This window comes from Paracoccus sp. UBA5162 (assembly GCF_002413585.1).
In the GTDB taxonomy this organism is placed as follows: domain Bacteria; phylum Pseudomonadota; class Alphaproteobacteria; order Rhodobacterales; family Rhodobacteraceae; genus Paracoccus.
The window spans coordinates 1-13,491 of record NZ_DHXG01000010.1; the positions used below are offsets into that span (position 1 = coordinate 1).

The following is a 13,491-nucleotide window of genomic DNA, read 5'->3' on the forward strand; positions in this document are numbered from 1 at the left end:
TCCGGACATCAGAGCCTGACAGATTCATCCTGAACCCGATCCACCAGATGCCGGGACTGAACACCTAAGGCAGGCGCGCAATCCGTTCCGTGATCAGCGCGAACAGCGCGTCGCGGTCCAGATGCCGGATGAACAGCGCGTTGGCGGGCCGGTCGCTGACCCGCCACCAATCCGCCACCGTCATGCCGGTGGTGAATTCGCCCTGCGTCTCGATCTCGACATTGATTTCGCGTCCCTCGAACAGATCCGGCCGCAGAAGCCACGCGATGGTGCAGGGATCGTGCAGCGGTGCGCCCTCGCTGCCGTATTTGTCGCGGTCGAAACGCTCGAAGAAATCGGTCCAGCTTGCCACGGCGGGACCACAGCGGCCCGGCATCCCGCGCATGGTCTCGATCCAGCCGCGCGAGGTCAATGCCTCATGCGTGGCGTCCAGGGGCAGGATGACCAGCGGCGCGCCCGCCGCAAAGACCGCGCGCGCGGCCTCGGGATCGACATAGATGTTGAATTCGGCGGCCGGGGTGATGTTGCCCACCTCGAAATAGGCGCCGCCCATGATCACGATCCGCCTGATTCGTGCGGCGATATCGGGCGCGCGCTCCAGCGCGCGGGCGATATTGGTCAGCGGCCCGATGGGAACCAGCGTGACACTGCCCGCGGGTTCCCGGCGCAGCGTCTCGACGATGAAATCGACGGCGTGACGGTCCCGGGCGGCCGTCGCTGGCACCGGCAGTTCGATGCCGTCCAGCCCGGTCTTGCCATGGACATGTTCCGCGGTGACCAGCCTGCGCCTCAACGGCGCCTCGCATCCGGCAAAGACCGGAAGGTCGGCGCGACCGGCAAGTTCCAGGATTTTCAGGGCGTTCAGCGTGGTCAGCGGCAGCGGGACATTGCCCGCGACGGTGGTGATGCCCAGCACCTCCAGTTCCGGCGAGGCCAGGGCCAGAAGGATCGCCACGGCATCATCCTGCCCCGGATCGGTGTCGATGATGATCTTCTCGGCCATGTTCGCTCGCACTCATCCGCGTCTTTTCTGATGCGGAGTTGCGGATCGTGCAACCCGAAAGAATTGCCGGCCGCGGCTTGCCTTGCGTCCCGCCAGCGCGGATTGCGGCCATGGAACGGTCCGTGGCCGCAACCTTCGGGCTGATCAGCCGTCGAAGTTCACCTCTTCGATCAGGTCCAGCGCCTTCGGCCGCAGATCGGAGATTTCGCTCAGCGAAAGGCTGTCGGGGGTGAACTGGCCCCAGCTCTTGACCAGGTCGGACCGCTCGACATCATCCGAGACGGGAAATTCGTAGTTGGTTTCGGCATAGATCTTCTGCGCCTCGTCGCTGACCAGAAACTCGACCAGTTTCAGCGCAGCTTCCTTGTTCGGCGCGGCCTTGGTCATCGCGACCCCCGAGACATTCACATGGGTGCCGCCATTCTCGAAGGTCGGGAACACGATGCGCACGGAATCGGCCCATTGCTTCTGTTCGGGATCCTTCAGCATCTGGCCCATGTAGTAGGTGTTGCCCAGGCTGATGTCGCATTCGCCCGCCCAGATCGACTTGACCTGGCCGCGATCGTTGCCCTCGGGCCTCTTGGCCAGGTTGGCCTTGACCCCTTCCAGCCATTGCCGGGTCGCCTCTTCGCCGTGATGAGCCAGATAGGCGGCGGTCAGCGCGACATTGTAGTCGTCCGCGAAGGGGCGGGTGCAGATCCGGCCCTTCCATTTCGGATCGGCCAGATCCTCGTAGGTCGTGACCTCGCCATCGGCGACGCGATCCTTGCTGGCATAGATGATTCGCGCGCGGGTTGTCAGGCCGAACCACTGGCGATCCTTGTCGCGCAGGTTCTCGGGGATGATGTCCAGCGCCGGGTCCTCGATCGGCTGGGTGACGCCGGCCGCCTCGACCTCGCCCAGACGGGCCGCGTCCACGGTCATGATCAGATCGGCGGGGCTGCGATCGCCCTCGGCCTGAAGGCGCTCGACCATGCCCTTGTCCACGAAGGCAGTGTTGACGGTGATGCCGGTGGCCTCGGTGAAAGCATCGGTCAGCGGTTTCAGCAGTTCCGGCTGGCGGTGCGAATAGAGGTTCACCTCCTGGGCCAGGGCGGGCAGGGCGGTCGCGCCCAGAAGGGATGCCATGACAAGCAGTCGCATTGTTGATTCCTTTCATCGGGTATTGCTGTTCCCGCTTCTGGCAATCTGCGGTCGGCGGGTCAATACCCGACTTAATTAATCGGAAAGCCGGACGGCCGGATTACGGATTTTCAATCTGCGCCGGATGAAGCCGCAATCGCAGCAGTCGATGCGTGTCCTGTGCGACGACAGAGATCGTCGTATCATCATTCAACTGGGACAATGACCATGGAACGTTCTTCACATCACCTGGCCAGCAAGGTCGCGCAGGTCACTGCGATGTTCTGGCTGCTGAAGATCATCGCCACGACGCTGGGCGAAACCTTCGGGGACTTCATTTCGCAGACGCTGAACTTGGGTTATGTCGTCGGGTTGTCGATCACCGGGCTGCTGCTGGTCCTGGTCCTGACCGCGCAGATTCGCGGCAACCGGTTTCATCCGGCGCTGTTCTGGGCCGGAATTGCGGCGACAACGACCGCCGGAACCGAGATTTCGGACCTGATGGATCGGACACTTGGGCTGGGATACACGCTTGGCGCCATGATTCTGGCCATCGGCCTCGTGGTGACGCTGTCGATCTGGTATGTACGCAAACAGGATCTGTCGATCTATCCGATCGTGGACAAGGAAAAGGAACTGCTGTTCTGGATCGCGGTGATCTTTTCGAACAGCCTTGGCACGGCCTTCGGGGATTTCCTGGTCGATGTGGTCGGTCTCAGCTATTCGCAGGGCGCTCTGGTCACCATGGGGGTTATCGGGATGGTCCTGGTGCTGCACTACATGCGGGCCGCAAGCGAGGTGCTGCTGTTCTGGATCGCGTTCATCTTCACCCGGCCCTTCGGCGCGACTTTCGGCGATTTCCTGACCAAGCCGCTGGCCAAGGGCGGCCTGGAACTGGGCACCTACAACGCGGCCGCGGTGTCATTGCTGCTGATGGCGTCGCTGATCTATGTCTCGATGCGTCGGCAGCGTGGGGCAGCCAGGATCAAGGGCAACTAGATCCCGGCCCCGTTCAAGCCAGGATTCGCGCCGCCCCCGCAGGCATCAAGCCGGCGGGGGTTTCGCATGGCCGGCTTGCCAGTGCGCCTTGCGCAGGGTAACCGGCGCGCATGGCCCGCGCACCAATTCTGCAACTGACCGACATCTCGCTGACCCATGGCGGCGACCCTGTTCTTGACGGCATCAGCCTGACCCTTCAGCCCGGCGACCGAACGGCGCTTGTGGGCCGCAACGGGTCGGGCAAATCGACGCTGATGAAGGTGATGGCCGGGCAGGTCGAACCGGACCGCGGCGAGGTCGTGCTGGGCGCCGGAAGCCATGTCGGATACATGGAGCAGGATCCGGATCTGTCGAAGTTCTCCACGCTGGGCGAATTCGCCCGTGCCGAGCTGGACGAGGGGCAGGGCTATCTGGTCGAGATGGCGGCCGAGGGGCTGAAATTCGACCCGGACCGGTCCGTCGCCACCGCTTCCGGCGGGGAATGCCGCCGCGCGGCGCTGGCGCGGCTTCTGGCGCAGGCGCCCGATCTGATGCTGCTGGACGAACCGACCAACCACCTTGACATCGAGGCGATCGGCTGGCTGGAGGATCAATTGTCCCAGACCCGCGCCGCCTATGTGCTGATCAGCCACGACCGCGCTTTCCTGCGGCGCCTGACGCGGGCGACCTTGTGGATCGACCGGGGCGAGATGCGCCGTCAGGAACGCGGCTTCGCGCATTTCGAGGATTGGCGCGAAAGCGTCTGGTCGGCCGAGGACGACGCGCGCCACAAGCTGGACCGCAAGATCAGGGCGGAAGCCCGCTGGGCGGTGGAAGGCATCAGCGCCCGGCGCAAGCGCAATCAGGGCCGCGTCCGCGCCCTGGCGGCGCTGCGGGCCGAACGCGCCGCCCGGATCCGTCGGCAGGGCACGGCGGCCATGGCGCTGGAACCGGGCGCGCAATCGGGCAAAAAGGTGATCGAGGCCCGGGGCATTGCCAAGGCATATGACGATCGCGTGATCCTGAAGCCGTTCGATCTGCTGGTCAATCGCGGCGATCGCATTGCCTTTGTCGGGCCCAACGGCGTGGGAAAGACCACGCTGATCAAGATGCTGACCAAAGAGATCGCGCCCGATCAGGGTGCCGTGACCCTGGGCACCAATCTGGATCTGGCGGTCTTCGACCAGGCCCGCGCGGCGCTGAATCCCGATCAAAGCCTGTGGGAATCGCTGACCTCGGATCCCGAACTGGGCGCCTCGGGCGGTGCCGATCAGGTGATGGTGCGCGGCCAGCCTCGCCACGTGGTGGGCTATCTCAAGGATTTCCTGTTCGACGAGGCGCAGGCCCGCGCGCCGGTGCGCAGCCTGTCGGGCGGCGAGAAGGCGCGGCTTTTGCTGGCGCGGCTGATGGCGCGGCCCTCGAACCTGCTGGTCCTTGACGAGCCGACCAACGATCTGGATGTCGAGACGCTGGATTTGCTGCAGGACCTGCTGGGAGACTACGACGGAACCGTTCTGCTGGTCAGCCACGACCGCGATTTCATCGATCGTGTGGCGGACACGACCGTCGCGATGGAAGGCGACGGCCGTGCCACCGTCTATGCCGGCGGATGGACCGATTATCGCGCCCAGCGGGCGGAAATGGCGGTGACGCAGCCTGCCGCAGGGAAGGCCCAAGCAAAGCCGCAGCCCGCACCCAGGACCGGTGGCCCGGTCAGGTCGGGGCTCAGCTTTACCGAAAAGCACCGACTTGACGAGTTGCCCGGGATCATCGCGCGGCTCGAGGCCGAGATCGCCCGATTGTCCGAGTTTCTCGCCCAGCCCGACCTTTACCAGACGGCGCCCGCCAAGGCGCAGAAGGCGACAATGGCGCTGACCGAACGGCAGGTGGCCCTGAATGCGGCCGAGGAGGAATGGCTGGAGCTCGAGGAACGGGCGGCGGGCTGAGCCTTTACGCGCGCTGCAAATCGGGCGCCGCCGACACCCGCCCGCTACGCCCGGCCGCCGTGCTTTGATGACAGCGCGGGGCAGCGCCTCTTGTGTCCTAGGCGCCCTGTTCGGCGTGATGTTTCAGCCAGCGATGCGCGAAACCGATCTTTTCGCGGATCGTCGGCGTCAGCACGAAGGGATAGAGGTCGCTGTTGTCCAGCGCCCGGTTGATGTCGTTGACCGCGATGGCGATTCTGGCGGCGATATCCAGCATCTGCTGGGTCTGATCGTCGTCATAGGGCGCATAGCCGGCGGGGATGCCCGGCATCGACAAACCGGCATTGATGAAGCTGTCGCTGAAATCGACCATGTGCTGAAGATGCGCCGCCGTCTCGGCCCAGTCCTCGTGCGGATGGGCGGTGGCATAGCCGGTGATGTAGTCTTCGCCGGGTTCCCGGGGGGCGGCATAGTGGTCTTGCAGGGCGGCGGCATAATCGGCACGCTCGTCGCCGAACAGCGCGCGGAACTCGTCCAGGAAACCCTCGGCAACGGTCAGCCTGTCGAACAGGAAATGCGCGATCTCGTGGCGGAAATGACCGACCATCGAACGATATTGCTCGCCCATCTGATGCTGGCGCTGAACCCGGATCCGTTCGTCGGCCTCGGTGATGTTGATCGTGATCTCGCCATTGTCATGTCCCATCATGATCTGCTGGGCGCGCCCGATTCCGGTGTCTTCCGACAGCATCCGGAATGCGGGCCGGCTGCCCTGATCGGCATCGGTGAACCAGTCCCAGTTGGACAGGTTCGCCAGAACCCATCGCTTCGCGCGCTCGGCCCGGGCAAGCAATGCCTGATTGTCGCCCACGTTCAGCGCCGGAAGGATTTCGGACATCGCGCAAGAGCGGCACAGCATGTTGTCGGGCATCGCCGCCCAGTTGCAGTTGATCGCCTCGCGGTTGGCGCAGGGCGTGGCTGCGTTCCACATGTCGCGCGCTTCGGGTTCGTAATAGAGCGGCTGTCCGCAAGAACAGAACAGGTTGTCGAAATAGACGCGGTTGTGACATGCGGGGCAGGTGAAGGTCTGCATCTGGGCTTCCTCGGGATGGCAGCAGGGAATGCGCCGGGGCGGGCCGCGGTTCCGAGTGGGCGAGCGAATTTTCAGGCGGGCGCGGCGGGTCGGGCAGTTGACTTGGCCACGCGAATCCGCCATATGCACGCGACCGGCCGGGCGGACGCCCTTGGCCGGTGTGTTGTTTTCAAGGACATCCCGATGGGCGGGATGCGCTGTCCGAGGCGGGGAAATCCCGGAAACGCCGGCATGAGGCCGGGGCCACAGGGCGCGGATGACGAAGGAAAGATGCGATGTTCGCAGTTCTGAAGACGGGCGGCAAGCAATACAAGGTGCAGGCGGGCGACGTCCTGCGCGTGGAAAAGCTGAATGCCTCTGCTGGCGAGACGGTCCAGTTCAACGATATTCTCATGGTCGGATCGGCTCTGGGCGCGCCGCTGGTCGAAGGCGCCTGCGTGCAGGCTGAGGTGATCGACCAGATCAAGGCCGACAAGGTGCTGACCTATGTCAAGCGCCGCCGCAAGCACAGCTCGCAGCGGACGCGCGGCCACCGCCAGCAACTGACGCTGGTGCGCGTGACCGATGTGCTGGACAAGGGCGCCGACAAGACCGGCGTGAAGACCGCCGTGGGCGCCCGCAGCAAGGACGAGGCGCCGGCCGGGAAACCTGAGGCCAAGGCCAAGAAACCGGCCAAAGACGCCGCTGAAGCGTAAGGAGACAGACCATGGCACACAAGAAAGCAGGCGGTTCCTCGCGCAACGGTCGCGATTCCGCGGGCCGCCGTCTCGGCGTCAAGCTGTATGGCGGTCAGGAAGCGACCGCCGGCAATATCCTCGTGCGTCAGCGCGGCACCAAATGGTGGCCGGGCGACAATGTCGGCATGGGCAAGGATCATACCCTGTTCGCGCTGACCGATGGCCAGGTGACCTTCCGGAAGGGTCTGAAGGGCCGCACGTTCATTTCGGTGATTCCAGCCAGCCTCGAGGCCGCCGAGTAACCCAAGCTTAACATTTCGATGTTAGAGGGGGATCGGCGAAAGCCGGTCCCCCGACCTGTTTTCATGCTCTGTCTTTCCGGGAGGGGGAAATGGTGATGTCTGCTCCGATGCGGGAAGGTAACAGGTTGGAAGACCTGAAGCCGGCCGGCGTCGTAATGAACCAGCCCGTCATCGAGACCGAACGTTTCGTGCTGCGGCCCCTGCGTCCGTCCGATGCCGGCATGATCGCGCATTACACATCCGATCGCCGGGTGGCGCAGGGCACGCGGGCCATCCCCCATCCGCTGCCCCCCGGCGCGGCCGAGGATTTCGTGGCCCGCGCCCTGTCGCCGTCGCGGACCGAGGATGTCTGGGCGATCGACGGCTCGGTGCACCGGCTTGCGGAATTGCTGGGCGTCGTCTCGCTGACCCGGATGGAGGGCGACCAGTCCGAGCTTGGCTTCTGGATCGGTGCCGGCTTCTGGAACACGGGCTTTGCCACCGAGGCGGTCGAGGCGCTGGTGGCGGCCAACCCGCACAAGGCGCGGACCCTGTTCGCCGAGGCGTTTCAGGACAATCCGGGCTCGGCGCGGGTGCTGACCAATTGCGGGTTCGTCTATCTGGGCGATGCGGAAAGCTGGTCGGTCGCGCGCGGTGCGCGGGTTGCCACCTGGACCTACCTGCGCAGGATGGGCTGAAACGGGCGGGGCTTTTTCCGGCCCCGCAGTCAGACCCCGCGCTATCGGCCGCTTGGCCCGTTGCAATCCTGCGCGCAATCCCTAACTGCCCGGGATGAGCAATCTTCCCTATTCCCTTCTCGATCTGGCTCCGGTTCCCGAGGGTTCCGAGGCTTCCGAGGCCATCGCCAACAGTCTTGATCTTGCCCGCCATGCCGAAACCTGGGGCTATCACCGCTATTGGCTGGCCGAACATCACAACATGCCGGGCATCGCCAGTTCCGCGACCGCGGTGCTGATCGGACTGGTAGCCCAGGCCACCCGTCGGATGCGTGTCGGGGCTGGCGGCATCATGCTGCCGAACCATGCGCCACTGACCGTGGCCGAGGCATTCGGAACGCTGGCCACCGTCTTCACGAACCGAATCGATCTGGGGCTGGGCCGCGCGCCGGGTGGCGACGGCGCCGTGATCCGGGCACTGCGCCGCGATCCGATGGCCGACAGTTTTCCGCAGGATGTGATGGAACTGCTGGATTATCTGGGTCCGCGGCGCGATGGCGCGGCCGTGCGCGCGCTGCCGGGCGAGGGGACCGAGGTTCCGGTCTGGATCCTCGGCAGCAGCCTGTTCGGGGCGCAACTGGCCGCGCATCTGGGCCTGCCCTATGCCTTTGCCAGCCATTTCGCGCCCGGCGACATGGAACAGGCGCTGGCGGTCTATCGCGACCGTTTCCGGCCCTCTCCCTGGGGAAAACAGCCGAAGGCCATGATCGCAATCAATGTCTTTGCGGCCGACGATGCCGACGAGGCGAACTACCTGCGCACCACGATGCAACTGGCCTTCGCCCGGCTGCGCACCGGCCAGCCGGGCAAGCTGCCGCGCCCGACACGTGATCTGGACGCGGCGATCGGATCGCAGATGCGGGGGATGGTGGATCAGGCGCTGAGGATCAGCGCCGTGGGCGACGCGGACCAGGTGCGCGACCAGCTGGGCGCGCTGATCGCGGCGCACAAGCCCGACGAGGTGATCCTGACCGGCCAGATCCACGATCATGCGGCGCGGCTGCGCAGTTTCGAGATCGCGTCCGAGGTGATGCAGTCCCTGTGATGCGCGCGGAGGGCCTGTAAGCCGGATTCTGTTCCCCGGTTTCCCGGATCGATGACCATTCCTCTGGCCCGGCCGTTGCCGGACGGGTCAAGCTGCCTACCCGGACCTGCTGGGGCAAGGCGGCCCTGCGAGTCGCAACCCGCGCGCGGTCCCTATTCGGCATTGCTCCCGGTGGGGCTTGCCATGCGGGTGCTGTTGCCAGCCCCCCGGTGGGCTCTTACCCCACCGTTTCACCCTTGCCGCTGCGAACAGCGGCGGTCTGTTCTCTGTGGCGCTGTCCCTGGGGTTTCCCCCGCCGGGCGTTACCCGGCACCGTCGCCTCATGGAGTCCGGACTTTCCTCGACGATCGAAACCGCCGCGGCCATCCGGCCCTCCGCGCCGGGCCGATATGGCCGGGAAGGGGCCGCGCGTCAATGGGTGCATCGTCGGGATTGATCGGGACCACGGCGTCCCGCATCCGGCAGACGCTGTCATTGCGGGGCGTGGCGCCGCCCGCATCCGCGGTCGGTCAGCGAAGCATGAAACCGCATCGTGCCGCAATCGCGATCCGCCACAGTCTTTTCGCGATTCATCCAACGCCTGGGCGCGCTGTCGTCAGGGCGGCGGCGATCATTCGGTCCTCGGCGCTTTCCGGGCCTTTTGCCCAGGGACGAAATCGCAGTCGGAACGCTGCCAATCGTGTTTCGGGCTCGGCCGGCGGATAGCCAAGCGCATCGAGACTGCCTGCCAGGGGCGCATCCGCGCCCGGGCCGTCGGGCCACAGGGCCAGCCCTTCGCGCGCCAGCCGTTGCCAGTCGAAACGCGGGCCGGGGTCGATCTTGCGGCCGGGGGCCATGTCCGAATGGCCGATCACGGCGGCTGGACCAAGACTCCAGCGCGCCATGATCCGGCCCAGAAGCAGAACCAGCGAATCCATCTGCGCGGCGGGAAAGGGGCGGTCGCCGGGATTGGCGATCTCGATCCCGATGCTGCGCGAATTGATGTCGTCGCGCCCGCACCACGCGCCCGCGCCGGCATGCCAGGCGCGGCGATCCTCGGCAACCAGCGCCTCGATGCGGCCGGCCTCGTCGATCAGCCAGTGGGCGCTGACGTCAGAAGCGGGATCGCAAAGCCGGTCGCGGGCCAGCGTCGCGTTCGCCATGCCTGTATAATGCAGCACGATCAGTTCGGGCCGATGGCCGCGCCGGTCGCCATGATTGGCACTGGAACAGCGCGCCAAATCCGCCAACACGGTCAGCGGTTACCGGGGCGCGGGGGCCGTGCGCACGATTTGCAGGCCGCCGCCGGCCTTCATCGTAGGGGGCACCGGCACCGGATTGCGGCCCGCGATCTGGGCGGGTGTCGGCGCTTGGAAAGGCCGCGCAACGGGGATCGTGGTTGCGCCCGCGCCATTCGAGACCAGGGCGACCTCGCGCGTCGCGCGATATTTGCCATAGGCGTTCGCGCCGAACTGATAGTTCGGGTTCACCCCCTGATTGACGCCACAGCCGGCCAGTGCCAGCACCGAAATCACCCACCAGCCGCGCATGACGCCTCCATCCGCATCCTCACCTGCCGCAAGCCTACCACCAGCGTTCCGGCTTGGCCACAAATCCTGCCGCCCGTTCCAGGACCAGCGCCTGATTCAGCAGATCACCCTCTTCGAAGGGTCGGCCGATCAGTTGCAGCCCCAGCGGCAGCCCCTTCCTGTCCAGCCCGAGAGGAACCGAAATCCCCGGCAGCCCGGCCAGGTTCAAAGTGACCGTGAAGACGTCGTTGAGATACATCGCGACCGGATCGGCATCGGCCATCTCGCCCAGGGCAAAGGCTGCACTGGGCGTCGTCGGGGCGAGAATCGCGTCGATCCCGTCGGCATGAACATTGTCGAAATCGCGCCTGATCAGCGCGCGGACCTTGCGGGCGCGGTTGTAGTAGGCGTCATAGAACCCCGCCGACAGGACATAGGTGCCGATCATGATGCGGCGCTGGACCTCGGGGCCGAAGCCCTCGGCGCGGGTCTTTTCATACATCTCGACGATGCCGCCGCCCTGGCCCGGCGCCGCGCGGCGGCCATAGCGCACCCCGTCATAGCGGGCCAGGTTCGACGATGCCTCGGCGGGGGCGATGACATAATAGGCGGGCAGGGCGTATTTCGTGTGCGGCAGGCTGATATCGACGATCTCGGCCCCCGCATCGCGCAGCATGTCCGCGCCCCTGTCCCACAGCGAAGCGATGTCCTCGGGTATTCCGTCCATGCGATATTCGCGGGGAATGCCGATCCTCTTGCCGCGGATGTCGCCCGTCAGCAGGCTTTCGTAATCGGGAACCGGCAGGTCGGCGCTGGTCGAATCCTTGTCATCGACCGAGGCCATCGCGCCCAGCATGATCGCGGCGTCGCGCACGCTGCGGGTGATCGGCCCGGCCTGGTCGAGGCTGGAAGCATAGGCGATCACGCCCCAGCGGCTGACCCGGCCATAGGTCGGACGCAATCCCACGGTGCCGGTGAAGGCCGCAGGCTGGCGGATCGAGCCGCCGGTATCGGTCGCCGTGCTGCCCAGGCACAGTCCCGCCGCCACCGCCGCCGCCGAACCGCCCGAGGAGCCGCCCGCCGTGCGTTTCGCGCCATCGGCTGCCCGCCACGGATTGACGGTCGCACCATAGACGCTGTGTTCGGTGGACGAACCCATCCCGAACTCGTCCATGTTCAACTTGCCCAGCATCACCGCGCCCGCATCCCACAGGTTCTGGGTCACGGTCGATTCGTATTCGGGGCGGAACCCCTCCAGGATCCGGCTGGCCGATTGCGAAGGCACGCCCCGCACGCAGAACAGATCCTTCACGCCGACGGGGATCCCGGTCATCGCCGTGGCCTCGCCCGCCCTGATGCGCCGGTCGGCAGCTTCGGCCATGTCGCGCGCCATGTCGGAGGTCCGGTGGACGAAGGCGTTCAGCGCGCCCGCGCCCTCGATCGCGGTCAGGCAGGCATCGGTCAACTCGACCGAGCTGGTCTCGCCCCGGGCCAGCGCGTCGCGGGCCTCGGCAATGGTCAATGTTGTCAGATCGCTCATTCCACCACCTTCGGAACCGCGAAAAAGCCCTCGCGTGCGTCGGGGGCATTGGAAAGAATCCTGTCGGCCATGCCGCCGGTGGTCACCACGTCCTCGCGCCGCTTCAGGCGCATCGGCGTTACGCCGGTCATCGGCTCGACCCCCTCGACATCGACTTCGCTCAGCTGTTCCATGAAGCGCAGGATTCCGTTCAGATCCCGCGCCAAAGCGGGCAGTGCCGCGTCATCGACCGCGATTCGCGCCAGATGGGCGACCTTGCGGGCCTCGTCCTCGGTGATCGACATTTGGGTTTCCTTTCGTTCCCGCGCGGTCTAGCGCGACCCATCCTTGCCTGCAAGAACCGGGCATCGCGCGGCACGGGCGACGAAGGCAGACCGGCGACGGAAGGGTGCGGATCCGGCGCGGCCCCGAACCGTGCAGGCCGTCCGGGAACATGCGGCCGGCGGGTCGGCGCGCGGCGGGAAAATTTGCCGTCGCGGCGGCGATTTTCCTCTTGCGCGCCCCCGGCGCTTTGCCTAAACACCGCCCCACGCCGTCGGCAAGGCCGGCAAAGGCGCAAAGGTGGCCCGTTCGTCTATCGGTTAGGACGCCAGGTTTTCAACCTGGAAAGAGGGGTTCGACTCCCCTACGGGCTGCCACTTCAGAACGTTAGGACCCTGTTTTGTCCCACCGTCTGCAACGGGGTTCAAAAGTGGGACACTTTTGTTCTAGGGTCAGGACTCATAGCCAGAACATGACGACGGCTGCGAGGGCGCAGGCTGAGAGGAACAGATCGGCGCATCTGTCGTAGCGGGTGGCAATCCTGCGCCAGTCCTTGAGGCGGGCGAAGGCGTTCTCGATCCGGTGACGTTCGCGGTAGAGGACGGCGTCATGCGGGATCGGCGCTTTACGGCATTTGCGGGACGGGATGCAGGGCTGGATGTCCCGTTCGATCAAGGCGTTGCGGAACCACTCGGCGTCGTAGCCGCGATCCGCCAGGAGGGTTTTTGCCGTCGGCAGCGACGCCAGCAATGCCCGCGCCCCGATGTAGTCGCTGGTCTGGCCGGCGCTCAGGAACATCCCGATCGGACGCCCCTTTCCGTCGGCCACGGTGTGCAACTTGGAGTTCAGCCCGCCCTTGCTGCGCCCAATGAAGCGACTGTGCCCCCCTTTTTGCCCCGCAGGCTGGCGGCCGTCCGGTGCGCCTTGAGGTGAGTGGCATCGATCATCAGCGTGTCCCGCTCCCGCCCCGCTGCGGCCAATTCGGTCAGGATGCAGGCGAACACACCCAACCGGCTCCAACGGACCCAACGATTGTAGAGCGTCTTCGGCGGACCATAGGCTGCGGGCGCATCCCTCCAGCGCAAACCATTGCGATTGATGAAGATAATCCCGCTCAGCACCCGACGGTCGTCAACTCTCGGCTTGCCGTGGGACAGTGGAAAGAACGGCCTGAGGCGCTCCATCTGCGCCTCAGTCAGCCAAAACAGATCGCTCATGCGGCACCTCCATGATGCCGACAGAGATTCAGAAGCAAGCTGAACACGCAAGAGGTTTAACGGGTCCTGACCCTAACTCTGTGCCGCGCGCATCTTCTGCGAAG

The 13,491-nt window shown here is 65.6% G+C and carries 13 protein-coding genes, 1 tRNA gene, 1 other RNA gene and 1 pseudogene; 7 read left to right on the forward strand and 9 right to left on the reverse strand.

Translation table 11 applies throughout. The features are described from left to right. Positions 1–64 precede the first annotated feature (64 nt). Positions 65–1,003, reverse strand: a complete 939-nt coding sequence (locus B4A72_RS01040; RefSeq protein ID WP_292958417.1) for a nucleoside hydrolase — start codon at positions 1,001–1,003, stop codon at positions 65–67. A gap of 144 nt (positions 1,004–1,147) precedes the next feature. Further along, positions 1,148–2,146 carry a Fe(3+) ABC transporter substrate-binding protein gene (locus tag B4A72_RS01045; protein WP_292958415.1) on the reverse strand — a complete coding sequence of 333 codons (999 nt, stop codon included), beginning with the start codon at positions 2,144–2,146 and terminating at the stop codon, positions 1,148–1,150. A 207-nt stretch (positions 2,147–2,353) separates the two neighbouring features. Here B4A72_RS01045 and B4A72_RS01050 point away from each other — a divergent pair, with 207 nt between their 5' ends. After that, positions 2,354–3,124 carry a hypothetical protein gene (locus B4A72_RS01050; protein WP_292977971.1) on the forward strand — a complete coding sequence of 257 codons (771 nt, stop codon included), beginning with the start codon at positions 2,354–2,356 and terminating at the stop codon, positions 3,122–3,124. A gap of 110 nt (positions 3,125–3,234) precedes the next feature. Further along, positions 3,235–5,049 carry an ABC-F family ATP-binding cassette domain-containing protein gene (locus B4A72_RS01055; protein ID WP_292958411.1) on the forward strand — a complete coding sequence of 605 codons (1,815 nt, stop codon included), beginning with the start codon at positions 3,235–3,237 and terminating at the stop codon, positions 5,047–5,049. 97 nt (positions 5,050–5,146) lie between these two features. Here B4A72_RS01055 and B4A72_RS01060 read toward each other — a convergent pair whose 3' ends face one another. After that, a complete protein-coding gene (locus B4A72_RS01060) occupies positions 5,147–6,121 on the reverse strand; it encodes a zinc-binding metallopeptidase family protein (RefSeq protein WP_292958409.1) in 975 nt (324 codons plus the stop codon). Positions 6,122–6,396: 275 nt separating this feature from the next. Here B4A72_RS01060 and rplU point away from each other — a divergent pair. The 4 genes and pseudogenes from rplU to B4A72_RS01080 all read left to right on the forward strand — a co-directional run. Further along, positions 6,397–6,807: pseudogene (gene rplU, locus B4A72_RS01065) on the forward strand (50S ribosomal protein L21); the annotation flags it as partial. A 20-nt stretch (positions 6,808–6,827) separates the two neighbouring features. Then, positions 6,828–7,100, forward strand: coding sequence for a 50S ribosomal protein L27 (gene rpmA / locus B4A72_RS01070; protein WP_292958405.1), 273 nt, complete (start codon positions 6,828–6,830; stop codon positions 7,098–7,100). 155 nt (positions 7,101–7,255) lie between these two features. Then, positions 7,256–7,777, forward strand: coding sequence for a GNAT family N-acetyltransferase (locus tag B4A72_RS01075; RefSeq protein WP_292958403.1), 522 nt, complete (start codon positions 7,256–7,258; stop codon positions 7,775–7,777). 94 nt (positions 7,778–7,871) lie between these two features. After that, the gene (locus tag B4A72_RS01080; RefSeq protein WP_292958401.1) at positions 7,872–8,861 is read left to right on the forward strand and encodes an LLM class flavin-dependent oxidoreductase; all 990 of its coding nucleotides are present in this window, start codon (positions 7,872–7,874) and stop codon (positions 8,859–8,861) included. Between the two features lies 1 nt (position 8,862). On the opposite strand, the gene rnpB is transcribed toward B4A72_RS01080, so the two are convergent. From rnpB to gatC, 5 genes are all read right to left on the reverse strand, one after another. Then, positions 8,863–9,239, reverse strand: an RNA gene (gene rnpB / locus B4A72_RS01085) — RNase P RNA component class A. 191 nt (positions 9,240–9,430) lie between these two features. Continuing rightward, positions 9,431–10,081, reverse strand: a complete 651-nt coding sequence (locus B4A72_RS01090; protein WP_414692478.1) for an N-acetylmuramoyl-L-alanine amidase — start codon at positions 10,079–10,081, stop codon at positions 9,431–9,433. A 21-nt stretch (positions 10,082–10,102) separates the two neighbouring features. After that, positions 10,103–10,390, reverse strand: coding sequence for a hypothetical protein (locus B4A72_RS01095; RefSeq protein ID WP_292958399.1), 288 nt, complete (start codon positions 10,388–10,390; stop codon positions 10,103–10,105). A 34-nt stretch (positions 10,391–10,424) separates the two neighbouring features. Further along, positions 10,425–11,909 carry an Asp-tRNA(Asn)/Glu-tRNA(Gln) amidotransferase subunit GatA gene (gene gatA, locus B4A72_RS01100; RefSeq protein WP_292958397.1) on the reverse strand — a complete coding sequence of 495 codons (1,485 nt, stop codon included), beginning with the start codon at positions 11,907–11,909 and terminating at the stop codon, positions 10,425–10,427. After that, positions 11,906–12,193: an Asp-tRNA(Asn)/Glu-tRNA(Gln) amidotransferase subunit GatC gene (gatC, locus tag B4A72_RS01105; protein WP_292958395.1), complete on the reverse strand. Its 288-nt coding sequence runs from the start codon at positions 12,191–12,193 to the stop codon at positions 11,906–11,908. Before gatC ends, gatA begins: the two co-directional genes overlap by 4 nt. 279 nt (positions 12,194–12,472) lie before the next feature. Here gatC and B4A72_RS01110 point away from each other — a divergent pair. Beyond that, positions 12,473–12,547 (forward strand) — tRNA-Glu (locus B4A72_RS01110). An 82-nt stretch (positions 12,548–12,629) separates the two neighbouring features. Here B4A72_RS01110 and B4A72_RS01115 read toward each other — a convergent pair. After that, positions 12,630–13,387 (reverse strand): IS5 family transposase gene (locus B4A72_RS01115; RefSeq protein ID WP_292958393.1). Its coding sequence is split into 2 segments (ribosomal slippage): positions 12,630–13,051 and positions 13,051–13,387, totalling 759 coding nucleotides; the frame shifts between segments, so codons are not numbered across the junction. Positions 13,388–13,491 lie beyond the last annotated feature (104 nt).

Excerpts from the sequence above, each read along its gene's own strand:
- B4A72_RS01040 (WP_292958417.1), bottom strand. The coding sequence starts at position 1,003 with ATGGCCGAGAAGATCATCATCGACACCGATCCGGGGCAGGATGATGCC.
- B4A72_RS01045 (WP_292958415.1), bottom strand. The coding sequence starts at position 2,146 with ATGCGACTGCTTGTCATGGCATCCCTTCTGGGCGCGACCGCCCTGCCC.
- B4A72_RS01050 (WP_292977971.1), top strand. The coding sequence starts at position 2,354 with ATGGAACGTTCTTCACATCACCTGGCCAGCAAGGTCGCGCAGGTCACT.
- B4A72_RS01055 (WP_292958411.1), top strand. The coding sequence starts at position 3,235 with ATGGCCCGCGCACCAATTCTGCAACTGACCGACATCTCGCTGACCCAT.
- B4A72_RS01060 (WP_292958409.1), bottom strand. The coding sequence starts at position 6,121 with ATGCAGACCTTCACCTGCCCCGCATGTCACAACCGCGTCTATTTCGAC.
- rpmA (WP_292958405.1), top strand. The coding sequence starts at position 6,828 with ATGGCACACAAGAAAGCAGGCGGTTCCTCGCGCAACGGTCGCGATTCC.
- B4A72_RS01075 (WP_292958403.1), top strand. The coding sequence starts at position 7,256 with ATGAACCAGCCCGTCATCGAGACCGAACGTTTCGTGCTGCGGCCCCTG.
- B4A72_RS01080 (WP_292958401.1), top strand. The coding sequence starts at position 7,872 with ATGAGCAATCTTCCCTATTCCCTTCTCGATCTGGCTCCGGTTCCCGAG.
- B4A72_RS01095 (WP_292958399.1), bottom strand. The coding sequence starts at position 10,390 with ATGCGCGGCTGGTGGGTGATTTCGGTGCTGGCACTGGCCGGCTGTGGC.
- gatA (WP_292958397.1), bottom strand. The coding sequence starts at position 11,909 with ATGAGCGATCTGACAACATTGACCATTGCCGAGGCCCGCGACGCGCTG.
- gatC (WP_292958395.1), bottom strand. The coding sequence starts at position 12,193 with ATGTCGATCACCGAGGACGAGGCCCGCAAGGTCGCCCATCTGGCGCGA.